A 13,192-nucleotide genomic window follows, 5' to 3' on the forward strand; every position below is an offset into this window, starting at 1 on the left:
TCATACCGTCGCCTTGCGGCGTCGGACAGGAAGGCACGATCCCGGGTCACGCTCGGGGTCCTCTGCGTCAGGAGCGCCCTGGCCCTTGCGGCCATCGGCGCTTCGCTCGTTTGCGCGTCTTAAGCGGCGCGCCGGCGGGTCAACCCGAACATCCGCCATTCGCGATTAGAGCGAAGCGAAGGACTTTTTGATGCCGACGATCAGCCAGTTGATCCGCAAGCCGCGTCACCCGAAGACGTATCGCGAGAAGGCCCGCCATCTCGGCGCCTGCCCGCAGAAGCGCGGCGTGTGCACCCGCGTCTACACGACGACGCCGAAGAAGCCGAACTCGGCGCTTCGCAAGGTCGCCAAGGTGCGCCTGACCAATGGCTTCGAGGTGATCGGCTATATTCCGGGCGAAGGGCACAACCTTCAGGAGCACTCGGTTGTCATGATCCGCGGCGGCCGCGTGAAGGACCTTCCGGGCGTTCGCTACCACATTCTGCGCGGCGTGCTCGACACGCAGGGCGTCAAGGACCGCAAGCAGCGCCGTTCGAAATACGGCGCCAAGCGTCCGAAGTGATCGCCGCCTGAGCGGCGATCGTCTCCGGCGGAGCGAAGCGAGAACCGGGGTCTTACGAAACACGATCAGCGGATGGCCGGGACGAGCCGGCCATGACGGTGAAAAAGAGAGATTAGGTCATGTCGAGACGTCACCGGGCCGAGAAGCGCGAAGTCATCGAAGACGCCAAGTTTGGCGATGTGGTGCTCGCGAAGTTCATGAACTCGATCATGTACGACGGCAAGAAGTCGGTCGCCGAGGCGATCGTTTACGGCGCCCTCGATCAGGTCGAGGCGAAGGCCAAGAGCGATCCGCTGGCGGTCTTCAAGCAGGCGCTGGACAATGTCGCGCCGGCGATCGAGGTGCGCTCCCGCCGCGTCGGCGGCGCCACCTATCAGGTCCCGGTCGAAGTGCGCACCGAGCGCCGCCAGGCGCTGGCGATCCGCTGGATCATCACCGCCGCCCGCGCCCGTAACGACAAGACCATGGTCGACCGTCTGTCGGCCGAACTGCTCGACGCCTCCAACAACCGCGGCGCCGCGGTGAAGAAGCGCGAAGACACCCATCGCATGGCGGAAGCCAACCGCGCCTTCTCGCATTACCGCTGGTAAGGCGTCGTCAAAGCTCTCACGAGGACATTCGTTATGGCCCGCTCGCATCCGATCGAGGACTACCGCAACTTCGGCATCATGGCGCATATCGACGCCGGCAAGACGACGACGACGGAGCGCATCCTCTATTACTCCGGCAAGAGCCACAAAATCGGCGAGGTGCATGAGGGCGCCGCGACGATGGACTGGATGGAGCAGGAGCAGGAGCGCGGCATCACGATCACCTCGGCCGCGACGACCACCTTCTGGAACGGCAAGCGCCTCAATATCATCGACACTCCCGGCCACGTCGATTTCACGATCGAAGTCGAGCGTTCGCTGCGCGTGCTCGACGGCGCTGTCTGCGTTCTCGACGGCAATCAGGGCGTCGAGCCGCAGACCGAAACCGTTTGGCGCCAGGCCGATAAATATGGCGTGCCGCGCATCGTCTTCGTCAACAAGATGGACAAGATCGGCGCCGACTTTTTCCGTTGCGTCGACGACATCAAGACGCGCGTCGGCGGCAAGCCCGTTTGCGTGCAGCTCCCGATCGGCGCCGAGAACAATTTCAAGGGCGTCATCGACCTCGTCCGCATGAAGGCGGTCGTCTGGGAAGACGAAGGGCTCGGCGCGAAATACCATGACGAAGAAATTCCGGCCGACCTTCTCGACAAGGCGAAGGAATATCGCACCGCGCTGATCGAGGCGGCGGTCGAACTCGACGACGACGCCATGTCCGCCTATCTCGACGGCCAGGAGCCGGACGAGGAGACGCTGCACAAGCTCATCCGCAAGGCGGTTCGCACCGTCGCCTTCCATCCGGTGTTCTGCGGCTCGGCCTTCAAGAACAAGGGCGTGCAGCCGCTGCTCGACGCGGTGGTTCATTATCTGCCGTCGCCGGTCGATCGCGAGGCGATCAAGGGCGTCAACATGGACACGGGCGAGGAGATGGTGCGCAACCCCTCCGACGCCGAGCCCTTCTCCATGCTCGCCTTCAAGATCATGGACGACCCCTTCGTCGGCACCATCACCTTCGCGCGCGTCTATTCGGGCAAGATCGAATCGGGCACGACCGTCCTGAACTCCACGAAGGAGAAGAAGGAGCGCATCGGCCGCATGCTGCTCATGCACGCCAACAACCGCGAGGACATTAAGGAAGCCTATGCGGGCGACATCGTCGCGCTCGCCGGCCTCAAGGAGACCCGCACGGGCGACACGCTCTGCGACCAGCAGAAGCCCGTCATTCTCGAGCGCATGGAGTTCCCGGAGCCGGTCATCGAGATCGCCATCGAGCCGAAGTCGAAGGCCGATCAGGAGAAGCTCGGCATCGCGCTGCAGAAGCTCGCGGCCGAAGATCCGTCCTTCCGCGTCTCGACCGACCAGGAGAGCGGCCAGACCATCCTCAAGGGCATGGGCGAACTGCATCTCGACATCAAGGTCGACATTCTGAAACGCACCTATAAGGTCGACGCCAACATCGGCGCGCCGCAGGTCGCCTATCGCGAGCGTCTCGGCAAGAAGGTCGAGATCGACTACACGCACAAGAAGCAGACCGGCGGCACCGGTCAGTTCGCCCGCGTCAAGATCATTTACGAGCCGAACGAAGCCGGCAAGGGCAATGAGTTCGAATCGAAGATCGTCGGCGGCGCGGTGCCGAAGGAATATATCCCCGGCGTCGACAAGGGCATTGCGTCGGTGACGAGCTCGGGCATCCTCGCCGGCTTCCCGGTCGTCGATCTCAAGGCGACCCTCATCGACGGCGCCTTCCACGACGTCGACTCTTCGGTTCTCGCCTTCGAAATCGCCTCCCGCGCGGCGACCCGCGAGGCGCTCACCAAAGGCGGTTCGGTGCTGCTCGAGCCGATCATGAAGGTCGAGGTGGTGACGCCGGAAGAATACACCGGCTTCGTCATCGGCGATCTGAACTCGCGTCGCGGCCAGATCCAGGGCCAGGACATGCGCGCCAACGCCGTGGTGATCAACGCCATGGTGCCGCTCGCCAACATGTTCGGCTACGTCAACCAGCTGCGCTCCGGCACGCAGGGCCGCGCCAGCTATACGATGCAATTCGATCACTATGAACAGGTGCCGGAAGCGGAGTCGAAGAAGGTGCAGGCGAAATACGCCTGATCCCGCGAACGCGAACGGTAAGCGAACTCTCTGAAGGAGCACGGCCATGGCCAAGGAAAAATTCTCACGCACGAAGCCGCACTGCAACATCGGGACGATCGGCCACGTCGATCATGGCAAGACGTCTTTGACGGCGGCGATCACCAAGGTTCTGGCGGAGACGGGCGGCGCGACGTTTACGGCCTATGACCAGATCGACAAGGCTCCGGAGGAGAAGGCGCGCGGCATCACGATTTCGACGGCGCACGTCGAATATGAGACGCAGAACCGCCACTACGCCCACGTCGACTGCCCCGGCCACGCCGACTATGTGAAGAACATGATCACCGGCGCGGCGCAGATGGACGGCGCGATCCTCGTCGTGTCCGCCGCCGACGGCCCGATGCCGCAGACCCGCGAGCACATTCTGCTTGCCCGCCAGGTCGGCGTGCCGGCGCTGGTGGTGTTCCTGAACAAGGTCGACATGGTCGACGATCCGGAGCTTCTCGAGCTCGTCGAGCTCGAAGTGCGCGAGCTGCTGTCCAAGTACGAGTTCCCCGGCGACGACATTCCGATCGTCAAGGGTTCGGCGCTGGCGGCGCTCGAGGGCAAGACGCCCGAGATCGGCCATGACGCGATCCTGAAGCTGATGCAGGAAGTCGACCGCTATATCCCGCAGCCGGAGCGTCCGAAGGATCAGCCGTTCCTGATGCCGGTCGAGGACGTGTTCTCGATTTCGGGCCGCGGCACGGTGGTGACGGGCCGCATCGAGCGCGGCGTGGTCAAGGTCGGCGAGGAAGTCGAGATCGTCGGCATCCGCCCGACGACGAAGACGACGGTGACGGGCGTCGAGATGTTCCGCAAGCTGCTCGATCAGGGCGAGGCGGGCGACAACGTCGGCTGCCTGCTGCGCGGCACGAAGCGCGAGGACGTGGAGCGCGGCCAGGTGCTGTGCAAGCCGGGTTCGGTGAAGCCGCACACCAAGTTCAAGGCCGAGGCCTACATTCTGACGAAGGAAGAGGGCGGCCGCCACACGCCGTTCTTCACCAACTATCGTCCGCAGTTCTACTTCCGCACGACGGACGTGACCGGCATCGTGACGCTCCCCGAGGGCGTCGAGATGGTGATGCCGGGCGACAACGTCACGATGGAAGTGAGCCTGATCGTGCCGATCGCCATGGAGGAGAAGCTGCGCTTCGCCATCCGCGAAGGCGGCCGCACGGTCGGCGCGGGCGTCGTCGCCAGCATCATCGAGTAAGAAGCGAATCTGGACCGCGGGTCGTTTCGGCTCGCTCTTGTGAACAAGGCCGCGCGCTTCTCACCGCGCGCGGCGCATGAAGGCGGGCTGAAGCAGGCTCGCGGTCCCAAAGGACGAGACAATGAACGGTCAAAATATCCGGATTCGCTTGAAGGCGTTCGATCACCGGATTCTCGACACGTCGACGAAGGAGATCGTCTCCACGGCGAAGCGCACCGGCGCCCAGGTCCGTGGCCCGATCCCGCTGCCGACCAAGATCGAGAAGTTCACGGTGAACCGCTCGCCTCATATCGACAAGAAGTCGCGCGAGCAGTTCGAGATCAGAACCCATAAGCGCGTTCTCGACATCGTCGATCCCACCCCGCAGACGGTGGACGCGCTGATGAAGCTCGATCTCGCCGCGGGCGTCGACGTCGAGATCAAGCTCTAAGAACGGATTTGGGCGGCCCCCCAGGCAGCCGCCTCGCGAAGGAATAATGAACATGCGGTCGGGCGTCATCGCGCAAAAGGTCGGAATGACCCGCGTCTTCACAGAGGCGGGCGAGCATGTGCCGGTCACGGTGCTGAAGCTGGACGGCTGCCAAGTCGTCGCTCAGCGCACCAAGGAGAAGAACGGCTACACCGCCGTTCAGCTCGGCATCGGCCGCGCCAAAGTGAAGAATGTCTCCAAGGCCGAGCGCACGCGCTTCGCCGCGGCGAAGGTCGAACCCAAGCTGAGACTCACCGAGTTCCGCGTGAACGAGGACGAGCTGCTGCCGGTTGGCGCCGAGATCACCGCCGATCACTTCGTCGTCGGCCAGTTCGTCGACGTGACCGGCACCTCGACCGGCAAGGGCTTCGCCGGTCCGATGAAGCGCTGGGGATTCGGCGGCCTGCGCGCGTCGCACGGCGTGTCGATCTCGCATCGTTCGCATGGTTCGACCGGCGGCCGTCAGGACCCCGGCAAGACCTTCAAGAATAAGAAAATGGCCGGCCACATGGGCGTGGAGCGCGTGACCACGCAGAATCTGCGCGTGGTGCAGACCGACGTCGAGCGCGGCCTGCTGCTCGTCGAAGGCGCCGTTCCGGGCACCGCCGGCGGCTGGATCTATGTGCGCGACGCCGTCAAGCGCGCGCTCCCCAAGGACGCGCCGCAGCCGGGCAAGTTCCGCCTCGCCGAGGCCGGCCAGGCCGAAGCGGCCCCCGCTCAAGAAGAAAAGAAGGAGGACTGAGCCGTGAAGATCGACGTCACGTCGTTCGACGGCCAGGCGGCCGGTTCGATCGAACTTTCCGATGACATCTTCGGCCTCGAGCCGCGTGCGGACCTCATCCACCGGATGATCCGCTGGCAGCTCGCCAAGCGCCGCGCCGGCACCCATGCGGTCAAGAACCGTGCGGACATCGCCCGCACCGGCAAGAAGATGTATAAGCAGAAGGGCACCGGCGGCGCCCGTCACGGCTCCGCCCGCGTCCCGCAGTTCCGCGGCGGCGGCCGCGCCTTCGGTCCGCAGGTGCGCAGCCATGAGCACGACCTGCCGAAGAAGGTGCGTCAGCTCGCGCTGAAGCACGCGCTTTCGGCGAAGGCCAAGGACGGCGGCATCATCATCTGGGAAAAGGCGGAGCTCGCCGAGCCGAAGACGAAGATTCTCGCCGGAGGCTTCGCCAAGTCCGGCCTGTCGAACGCGATCATCATTGTCGGCGGCGCGCCGCAGGACAATTTCGCGCTCGCCGCCCGCAACATCCCGCAGATCGACGTATTGCCGGTCGAGGGCGTCAATGTTTACGACATCATTCGTCGCGAGAAGCTGGTCTTGACCCGCGCCGCGGTGGACGCGCTGGAGGCGCGCCTGAAATGAGCAAGGACGTGCGCCATTACGACGTGATCGTCGCCCCGGTCGTCACCGAGAAAGCGACGCTCGCCTCTGAGAACAACAAGGTGGTCTTCAAGGTCGCCAAGACCGCGACCAAGCCGCAGATCAAGGCGGCGGTCGAGGGTCTTTTCGACGTGAAGGTCGAGTCCGTGAACACCCTGGTCCGCAAGGGCAAGGTGAAGGCGTTCCGTGGCGTCCGCGGCCAGCAGAGCGACGTCAAGAAAGCCGTCGTCACGCTCGCCGAGGGCCACAAGATCGACGTGACGACCGGACTGTAAAGAGAAGGCGTGAGGACAGAACAATGGCGCTGAAGACATTCAAGCCGGTCACGCCGAGCCTTCGCCAGCTCGTCATCGTCGACCGCAGCGACCTTTACAAGGGCAAGCCGGTCAAAGCCCTGACCGAGGGCAAGACCTCCAAGGGCGGCCGCAACAATATGGGCCGCGTGACGGTCCGTTTCCGCGGCGGCGGCCACAAGCAGGCCTATCGCCTCGTCGACTTCAAGCGGCGCAAGCTCGACGTCGTCGGCAAGGTGGAGCGGCTGGAATATGACCCGAACCGCACGGCCTTCATCGCGCTGATCCGCTATGCGGACGACACGCTGGCCTACATCCTCGCGCCGCAGCGTCTCGCGGTCGGCGACGAGGTGGTCTCGGGCCAGCAGGTCGACGTGAAGCCCGGCAACGCCATGCCGATCGCCAATATCCCCGTCGGCACTATCGTCCACAATGTGGAGATGAAGATCGGCAAGGGTGGCGCGATCGCGCGTTCGGCCGGCGCCTATGCGCAGATCGTCGGCCGCGATCAGGGCTATGTCATCATCCGCCTGAACTCCGGCGAGCAGCGCCTGGTTCACGGCCAATGCTTCGCCACCATCGGCGCGGTGTCGAACCCGGACCACATGAACACCTCGATCGGCAAGGCCGGTCGCTCGCGCTGGCTCGGCCGTCGCCCGCATAACCGCGGCGTCACCATGAACCCGATCGACCATCCGCACGGCGGCGGCGAGGGCCGCACCTCGGGCGGCCGCCATCCGGTGACCCCGTGGGGCAAGCCGACGAAGGGCAAGAAGACCCGCAGCAACAAGTCCACCGACCGTTTCATCGTGTCCTCGCGGCACAACCGCAAGAAGAAGGGCTGATCCATGGCTCGCTCGATCTGGAAAGGCCCGTTCGTCGACGGCTATCTGCTGAAGAAGGCGGAGACATCGCGCGCGTCGGGCCGCTCCGAAGTCATCAAGATCTGGAGCCGCCGCTCCACCATTCTGCCGCAGTTCGTCGGATTGACCTTCGGCGTCCACAACGGCCAGAAACATATTCCCGTGTCCGTGTCGGAAGACATGATCGGGCACAAGTTCGGCGAATTTGCTCCGACGCGCACCTTCCACGGTCATGCGGCGGACAAGAAGGCGAAGAGGGGCTAAGCGCAAATGTCCAAGCAGGCCAACCCGCCCCGAAACGCGGACAATGAGGCGCGCGCCGTCGCCCGCATGATCCGCGTGTCGCCGCAGAAGCTCAATCTTCTCGCCCAGCTCATCCGCGGCAAGAAGGTCGATCGCGCGCTCGCCGATCTGGAGTTTTCCAGAAAGCGCATCGCGCACGAGGTCAAGAAGACGCTGGAGAGCGCCATCGCCAACGCCGAGAACAATCATGGCCTCGACGTCGACGACCTGATCGTCGCCCAGGCCTTCGTCGGCAAGGCGCTGGTCATGAAGCGCTTCCACGCCCGCGCCCGCGGTCGCGCCAGCCGGATCGAGAAGCCGTTCTCGAACCTCACGATCATCGTGCGCGAAGTCGAAGCGCAAGCGAACGCCTAAAGGATTACGAACCATGGGTCAGAAGGTTAATCCGATCGGGCTGCGCCTCGGCGTCAACCGCACCTGGGACTCGCGCTGGTTCGCGGGCAAGGGCGAATACGCCAAGCTCCTGCACGAGGACATGGCGATCCGCGAGGCGGTGTCGAAGACGCTGAAGCAGGCGGCGGTCTCCAAGATCGTCATCGAGCGCCCGCACAAGAAGTGCCGCGTCACGATCCACTCCGCCCGTCCGGGCGTGGTGATTGGCAAGAAGGGCGCGGACATCGACAAGATCCGCAAACTCGTCGCCAAGCTCACGGGCTCCGAGGTCGTCATCAACATCGTCGAGGTGCGCAAGCCCGAGACCGAGGCGGCGCTGGTCGCCGAATCGATCGCGCAGCAGCTCGAGCGCCGCGTCGCCTTCCGTCGCGCCATGAAGCGGGCGGTCCAGTCGGCCATTCGTCTCGGCGCGCAGGGCATCCGCATCAACTGCTCGGGCCGTCTCGGCGGCGCCGAAATCGCCCGTCTCGAATGGTACCGCGAGGGCCGCGTGCCGCTGCATACGCTGCGCGCCGACGTGGACTACGGCACCGCGACCGCCCACACCGCCTATGGCGCCTGCGGCATCAAGGTCTGGATCTTCAAGGGCGAGATTCTCGAGCACGATCCGATGGCGCAGGAGCGCCGTGCGGCCGAGGCGGCTTCCGCCGGCGGCGATCACCACGGCGAGCGTGACCGCGAGCGCGGCGACCGCGACCGCCGCCGTCGCGAGCCGCGCGAACCCCGCGGCGACGCCGCCTGAGGCGCAACACGCACAAGATTAAAGAGCACCACTCATGCTGTCACCAAAGCGCACCAAGTTCCGCAAGGCCTTCAAGGGCCGCATCCACGGCGCCGCGAAGGGCGGCTTCTCGCTGAACTTTGGTCAGTTCGGCCTGAAGGCGCTCGAGCCCGAGCGCATCACCGCGCGTCAGATCGAGGCGGCCCGCCGCGCCATGACGCGCCACATGAAGCGCGCCGGCCGCGTGTGGATCCGCATCTTCCCGGATGTGCCGGTTTCCAAGAAGCCGACCGAAGTCCGCATGGGTAAGGGCAAGGGCGCGCCGGAATTGTGGGCGGTGCGCGTGGCGCCCGGCCGCATCATGTTCGAGGTCGACGGCGTTCCCGCGCCGCTCGCCCGCGAGGCGCTGACGCTCGCCGCCGCCAAGCTGCCGATCAAGACCCGTTTCATCGAACGCATCGCCGAGTAAGGGGGAGGACGACATGAAATCCAAGCAGCGCCTCTCGGACATCAAGGCGATGACCGAGGACCAGCTCAACGACGAAGTGCTGAAGCTCAAGAAGGAGCAGTTCAACCTGCGCTTCCAGCGGGCGACCGGCCAGCTCGAGAACACCGCCCGCGTGCGCGTCATCCGCCGCGACATCGCCCGGGCCAAGACCATCGCCGCGCAGAAAAGCGCCGGAAAGTAAGGTAAGAGAGCGCCATGCCGAAGCGAATTCTCCAGGGCGTCGTCGTCAGCGACAAGCAGAACAAGACCGTGGTCGTGAAGGTCGAGCGCCGTTTCACCCACCCGCTGTTCCAGAAGACGGTGCGCCGCACGAAACATTATCACGCGCACGATGAGAGCGGCGCGTTCAAGGTCGGCGACGCCGTGACGATCGAAGAGACGGCGCCGATTTCGAAATTGAAGCGCTGGCGGGTTGTCGAAAACGGCGCGAACGCGTAAATACGCCGCTCGAGCCGGTTGAGAAAAGGGTCGTAGCCCTTTATAGAGACCGCTCGAGCCCTTGAAAATCTGGCGCGCTTCCCCAACGCATGTCTCATGCGCTGGGGAAGCGCGCTGAAATTGAACATCAGGTTTTCCGGACGAAGTCGGCCGCCGCGATCGGGCGGGGCCGAAACCAGACCGGAGTGAAAGGCGGGTAAGCCATGATTCAGATGCAAACAAATCTCGACGTCGCCGACAATTCCGGCGCCCGCCGTGTGATGTGCATCAAGGTGCTGGGCGGCTCGAAGCGGAAATACGCCGGCGTGGGCGACATTATCGTCGTCTCCATCAAAGAGGCGATTCCGCGCGGCCGCGTGAAGAAGGGCGACGTGCTCAAGGCCGTCGTCGTGCGCACCTCGAAGGACATCAAGCGTTCGGACGGTTCGGTGATCCGCTTCGATTCGAACGCCGCGGTGCTGATCAACAATCAGCAGGAGCCGATCGGCACGCGCATCTTCGGGCCGGTGCCGCGCGAATTGCGCGCCAAGAACCACATGAAGATCATTTCGCTCGCGCCGGAGGTGCTGTAATGGCCGCCAAGATCAAGAAGGGCGACAAGGTCGTCGTTCTCGCCGGCCGCGACAAGGGCAAGTCGGGCGAGGTGCTGCGCGTGATCCCCGACGAGGGCCGCGCGCTCGTCGACGGCGTCAATATGGTGAAGCGCCATCAGCGTCAGACGAAGGACCGCGAAGCGGGCATCGTCAACAAGGCGGCGCCGATCGATTTGTCCAATCTCGCGATCGCCGATCCCAAGGACGGCAAGGCGACGCGCGTCGGCTTCAAGATTCTCGACGACGGCCGCAAGGTCCGCGTCGCCAAGCGTTCCGGAGAATTGATCGATGGCTGAGGAAAAGAAGCCCAAGGCGGAAAAGTCCGCCGCCAAGGCTCCGAAGGCCGCCGCCAAGGAGAAGCCGGCGAAGGCTGAAACCGCCGCCGTCGCCAAGGCGAGCGTCGCGGGCTATACGCCGCGCATGAAGAAGCATTACGACGAGGTCGTGCGCGAGCAGCTCATCCAGCAGTTCGGCTACAAGAACCCGCTCGAAGTGCCGACGATCGAGAAGATCGTTCTCAACATGGGCGTCGGCGAAGCGGTCAACGACACCAAGAAGGTGACCTCGGCGGCGAGCGAGCTCGGATTGATCGCCGGCCAGAGGGCGGTCGTCACCCGCGCCCGCAAGGCCATTTCGACCTTCAAGGTGCGCGAGAACATGCCGATCGGCGCGAAGGTGACCCTTCGCAAGACCCGCATGTACGAATTCCTCGACCGTCTGATCACCGTGGCGCTGCCGCGCGTGCGCGACTTCCGCGGCCTCAATCCGAAGTCCTTCGACGGCCGCGGCAATTACGCGCTCGGCATCAAGGAGCACATCGTGTTCCCGGAAATCGACTACGACAAGACCGAGTCGATTGTGGGCATGGACGTGATCGTCTGCACGACGGCCAAGACCGACGAAGAAGCGCGCGCCCTGCTCAAGGCGTTCAATTTCCCGTTCCGGCAGTGAGGGCTCTCTAAGCCCTCAAACGCGGATACCGAAAGGCAAGACCACTCATGGCGAAGAAAAGCGCGATCGAGAACAACAAGAAGAAGGCGAGGCTCGTGAAGTCCTACGCCGGCCGCCGCGAGCGGCTGAAGGCGAGGGCCAACGACGACTCCTTGAGCATCGAGGAGCAGTTCGAGGCGCGCCTCAAACTGGCGCAGCTGCCGCGCAACTCGGCGGCGATCCGGATTCGCAACCGCTGCGAGGTTTCCGGCCGTCCGCGCGCCTTTTATCGCAAGCTGAAGATGTCGCGCATCGCGCTGCGCGAGCTCGGGTCCCGCGGCCTGATCCCGGGCCTGGTGAAGTCGAGCTGGTAAGGAGACCCTGAGAGATGGCGATCAACGATCCTTTGGGAGATCTCCTCACCCGCATCCGCAATGCGCAGATGCGCCGCAAGTCGAAAGTGTCGACGCCCGGCTCGAAGCTGCGCGCCCACGTCCTCGACGTGCTCAAGGACGAGGGTTACATCCGCGGCTATTCGACGACCGATTTCGGCAATGGCCGGACCGAGTTCGAGATCGAGCTGAAATATTTCGACGGCGAACCGGTGATCAAGCAGATCGAGCGCGTTTCGCGTCCGGGTCGTCGCGTCTATGCGGCGGTCGACGCGGTGCCGCGCGTGGCCAATGGCCTGGGCGTCACCATCATGTCGACGCCCAAGGGCGTGATGGCCGATCACGCGGCGCGTGAGAACAACGTCGGCGGCGAGGTGCTGTGCAAGGTCTTCTGACCTCGCACAAGCGCTCAGACTGAACAGGAATTGCAACAATGTCTCGTATCGGCAAGAAGCCTGTGGTCGTTCCGGCCGGCGTCACCGCCAAGGTCGACGGCCAGCTCGTGTCCGTGAAGGGCTCGAAGGGCCAGCTCGAGTTCCTGGTGCCCGACGACGTCGCCGTCGCTTATCAGGACAACGCAATCAAGGTCGACCCGCGCAACGACTCCAAGCGCGCCCGCGCGCTGTGGGGCACCTCGCGCGCCCGCGTCAACAATCTCGTCGTCGGCGTGACGAACGGCTTCGAAAAGAAGCTGGAGATCACCGGCGTCGGCTATCGCGCCGCGGTTCAGGGCAAGGTCCTGCAACTCGCGCTCGGTTATTCGCATGACGTGAATTATCCGATCCCGGCGGGCATCGCGATCGCGACGCCGAAGCCGACGGAGATCACGATCAGCGGCATCGACAAGCAGCAGGTCGGCCAGGTTGCGGCCGAGATCCGCGCGCTGCGCGGCCCCGAGCCCTACAAGGGCAAGGGCGTCAAATACGCCAACGAATTTATCTTCCGCAAGGAAGGCAAGAAGAAGTAAGGACTCGCCGCCATGGCCAAGGATGTCAGCATCGAACAGCGCCGCAAGGCGCGTGTCCGCAAGGCGATCCGCGAGCGCGCCTATGGCCGCCCGCGTCTCTCCGTGTTCCGCTCGTCGAAGCAGATCTACGCCCAGATCATCGACGACGAGAACGGCCAGACTCTGGTCGCCGCCTCGTCGATCGAAAAGGCCAATCGCGAGGCTCTGAAGACCGGCGCGAATGTCGAAGCGGCCAAGACCGTCGGCAAGCTGCTGGCGGAGCGCGCGACCGCGAAGGGCGTCACCGAGGTGGTGTTCGACCGCGGCGCCTATATGTATCACGGCCGCGTCAAGGCGCTGGCCGACGGCGCGCGCGAAGGCGGGTTGCAGTTCTAAGCATTCTTCTCCCCGCGCGCGGGGGGACAGAGAAACGAAGCGAGCGGCGCTGGCGCCGCGTAAGT

At 64.5% G+C, this 13,192-nt stretch carries 22 protein-coding genes; all 22 read left to right on the forward strand.

The annotated features are described in order from the left end of the window. Window positions 1-190 precede the first annotated feature (190 nt). Window positions 191-562 (forward strand): 30S ribosomal protein S12, encoded by a 372-nt coding sequence (rpsL, locus tag RVU70_RS08825; RefSeq protein WP_026015930.1) that lies wholly within the window; start codon window positions 191-193, stop codon window positions 560-562. Between the two features lie 119 nt (window positions 563-681). Continuing rightward, window positions 682-1,152, forward strand: coding sequence for a 30S ribosomal protein S7 (gene rpsG / locus RVU70_RS08830; protein ID WP_363351044.1), 471 nt, complete (start codon window positions 682-684; stop codon window positions 1,150-1,152). Between the two features lie 33 nt (window positions 1,153-1,185). Further along, the gene (gene fusA / locus RVU70_RS08835; RefSeq protein WP_363351046.1) at window positions 1,186-3,261 is read left to right on the forward strand and encodes an elongation factor G; all 2,076 of its coding nucleotides are present in this window, start codon (window positions 1,186-1,188) and stop codon (window positions 3,259-3,261) included. A 46-nt stretch (window positions 3,262-3,307) separates the two neighbouring features. Next, a complete protein-coding gene (gene tuf, locus RVU70_RS08840) occupies window positions 3,308-4,498 on the forward strand; it encodes an elongation factor Tu (RefSeq protein ID WP_363348256.1) in 1,191 nt (396 codons plus the stop codon). Between the two features lie 121 nt (window positions 4,499-4,619). Further along, complete coding sequence (gene rpsJ, locus RVU70_RS08845; RefSeq protein ID WP_003613511.1) at window positions 4,620-4,928, forward strand: 30S ribosomal protein S10; 309 nt, start codon at window positions 4,620-4,622, stop codon at window positions 4,926-4,928. Between the two features lie 52 nt (window positions 4,929-4,980). Beyond that, window positions 4,981-5,709, forward strand: a complete 729-nt coding sequence (gene rplC, locus RVU70_RS08850) for a 50S ribosomal protein L3 (RefSeq protein ID WP_363351282.1) — start codon at window positions 4,981-4,983, stop codon at window positions 5,707-5,709. Window positions 5,710-5,712: 3 nt separating this feature from the next. Beyond that, a complete protein-coding gene (rplD, locus tag RVU70_RS08855; RefSeq protein WP_363351049.1) occupies window positions 5,713-6,333 on the forward strand; it encodes a 50S ribosomal protein L4 in 621 nt (206 codons plus the stop codon). Continuing rightward, window positions 6,330-6,626, forward strand: coding sequence for a 50S ribosomal protein L23 (locus tag RVU70_RS08860; RefSeq protein ID WP_363351051.1), 297 nt, complete (start codon window positions 6,330-6,332; stop codon window positions 6,624-6,626). Before rplD ends, RVU70_RS08860 begins: the two co-directional genes overlap by 4 nt. Window positions 6,627-6,649: 23 nt before the next feature. Continuing rightward, window positions 6,650-7,489, forward strand: a complete 840-nt coding sequence (gene rplB / locus RVU70_RS08865; RefSeq protein ID WP_363351053.1) for a 50S ribosomal protein L2 — start codon at window positions 6,650-6,652, stop codon at window positions 7,487-7,489. Between the two features lie 3 nt (window positions 7,490-7,492). Continuing rightward, complete coding sequence (gene rpsS / locus RVU70_RS08870) at window positions 7,493-7,771, forward strand: 30S ribosomal protein S19 (protein WP_332081193.1); 279 nt, start codon at window positions 7,493-7,495, stop codon at window positions 7,769-7,771. A gap of 6 nt (window positions 7,772-7,777) precedes the next feature. Continuing rightward, complete coding sequence (gene rplV, locus RVU70_RS08875) at window positions 7,778-8,164, forward strand: 50S ribosomal protein L22 (RefSeq protein ID WP_363351055.1); 387 nt, start codon at window positions 7,778-7,780, stop codon at window positions 8,162-8,164. Between the two features lie 13 nt (window positions 8,165-8,177). After that, window positions 8,178-8,945, forward strand: a complete 768-nt coding sequence (gene rpsC, locus RVU70_RS08880) for a 30S ribosomal protein S3 (RefSeq protein ID WP_363351057.1) — start codon at window positions 8,178-8,180, stop codon at window positions 8,943-8,945. A 34-nt stretch (window positions 8,946-8,979) separates the two neighbouring features. Beyond that, window positions 8,980-9,393 carry a 50S ribosomal protein L16 gene (gene rplP, locus RVU70_RS08885; protein WP_036285015.1) on the forward strand — a complete coding sequence of 138 codons (414 nt, stop codon included), beginning with the start codon at window positions 8,980-8,982 and terminating at the stop codon, window positions 9,391-9,393. 13 nt (window positions 9,394-9,406) lie between these two features. Beyond that, on the forward strand, window positions 9,407-9,613 hold the full coding sequence (rpmC, locus tag RVU70_RS08890; protein ID WP_363351059.1) for a 50S ribosomal protein L29: 207 nt from the start codon (window positions 9,407-9,409) through the stop codon (window positions 9,611-9,613). Window positions 9,614-9,627: 14 nt separating this feature from the next. After that, complete coding sequence (gene rpsQ / locus RVU70_RS08895) at window positions 9,628-9,870, forward strand: 30S ribosomal protein S17 (RefSeq protein ID WP_363351061.1); 243 nt, start codon at window positions 9,628-9,630, stop codon at window positions 9,868-9,870. A gap of 203 nt (window positions 9,871-10,073) precedes the next feature. Beyond that, a complete protein-coding gene (gene rplN / locus RVU70_RS08900) occupies window positions 10,074-10,442 on the forward strand; it encodes a 50S ribosomal protein L14 (RefSeq protein WP_016917723.1) in 369 nt (122 codons plus the stop codon). Continuing rightward, window positions 10,442-10,759 carry a 50S ribosomal protein L24 gene (gene rplX, locus RVU70_RS08905; RefSeq protein ID WP_363351063.1) on the forward strand — a complete coding sequence of 106 codons (318 nt, stop codon included), beginning with the start codon at window positions 10,442-10,444 and terminating at the stop codon, window positions 10,757-10,759. The genes rplN and rplX overlap by 1 nt, the downstream gene beginning before the upstream one ends. After that, the gene (gene rplE / locus RVU70_RS08910; RefSeq protein ID WP_363351065.1) at window positions 10,752-11,414 is read left to right on the forward strand and encodes a 50S ribosomal protein L5; all 663 of its coding nucleotides are present in this window, start codon (window positions 10,752-10,754) and stop codon (window positions 11,412-11,414) included. The genes rplX and rplE overlap by 8 nt, the downstream gene beginning before the upstream one ends. Window positions 11,415-11,461: 47 nt before the next feature. Further along, window positions 11,462-11,767 carry a 30S ribosomal protein S14 gene (gene rpsN / locus RVU70_RS08915; protein ID WP_363351067.1) on the forward strand — a complete coding sequence of 102 codons (306 nt, stop codon included), beginning with the start codon at window positions 11,462-11,464 and terminating at the stop codon, window positions 11,765-11,767. A 14-nt stretch (window positions 11,768-11,781) separates the two neighbouring features. Continuing rightward, window positions 11,782-12,180, forward strand: coding sequence for a 30S ribosomal protein S8 (gene rpsH, locus RVU70_RS08920; RefSeq protein WP_341104716.1), 399 nt, complete (start codon window positions 11,782-11,784; stop codon window positions 12,178-12,180). Between the two features lie 38 nt (window positions 12,181-12,218). Next, a complete protein-coding gene (gene rplF, locus RVU70_RS08925; RefSeq protein ID WP_363351070.1) occupies window positions 12,219-12,752 on the forward strand; it encodes a 50S ribosomal protein L6 in 534 nt (177 codons plus the stop codon). Between the two features lie 12 nt (window positions 12,753-12,764). Next, window positions 12,765-13,127, forward strand: a complete 363-nt coding sequence (gene rplR, locus RVU70_RS08930; protein ID WP_363351072.1) for a 50S ribosomal protein L18 — start codon at window positions 12,765-12,767, stop codon at window positions 13,125-13,127. The last annotated feature ends 65 nt before the right edge of the window (window positions 13,128-13,192 follow it).

The organism is Methylocystis echinoides (genome assembly GCF_040687965.1).
GTDB classification, from domain to species: domain Bacteria; phylum Pseudomonadota; class Alphaproteobacteria; order Rhizobiales; family Beijerinckiaceae; genus Methylocystis; species Methylocystis echinoides_A.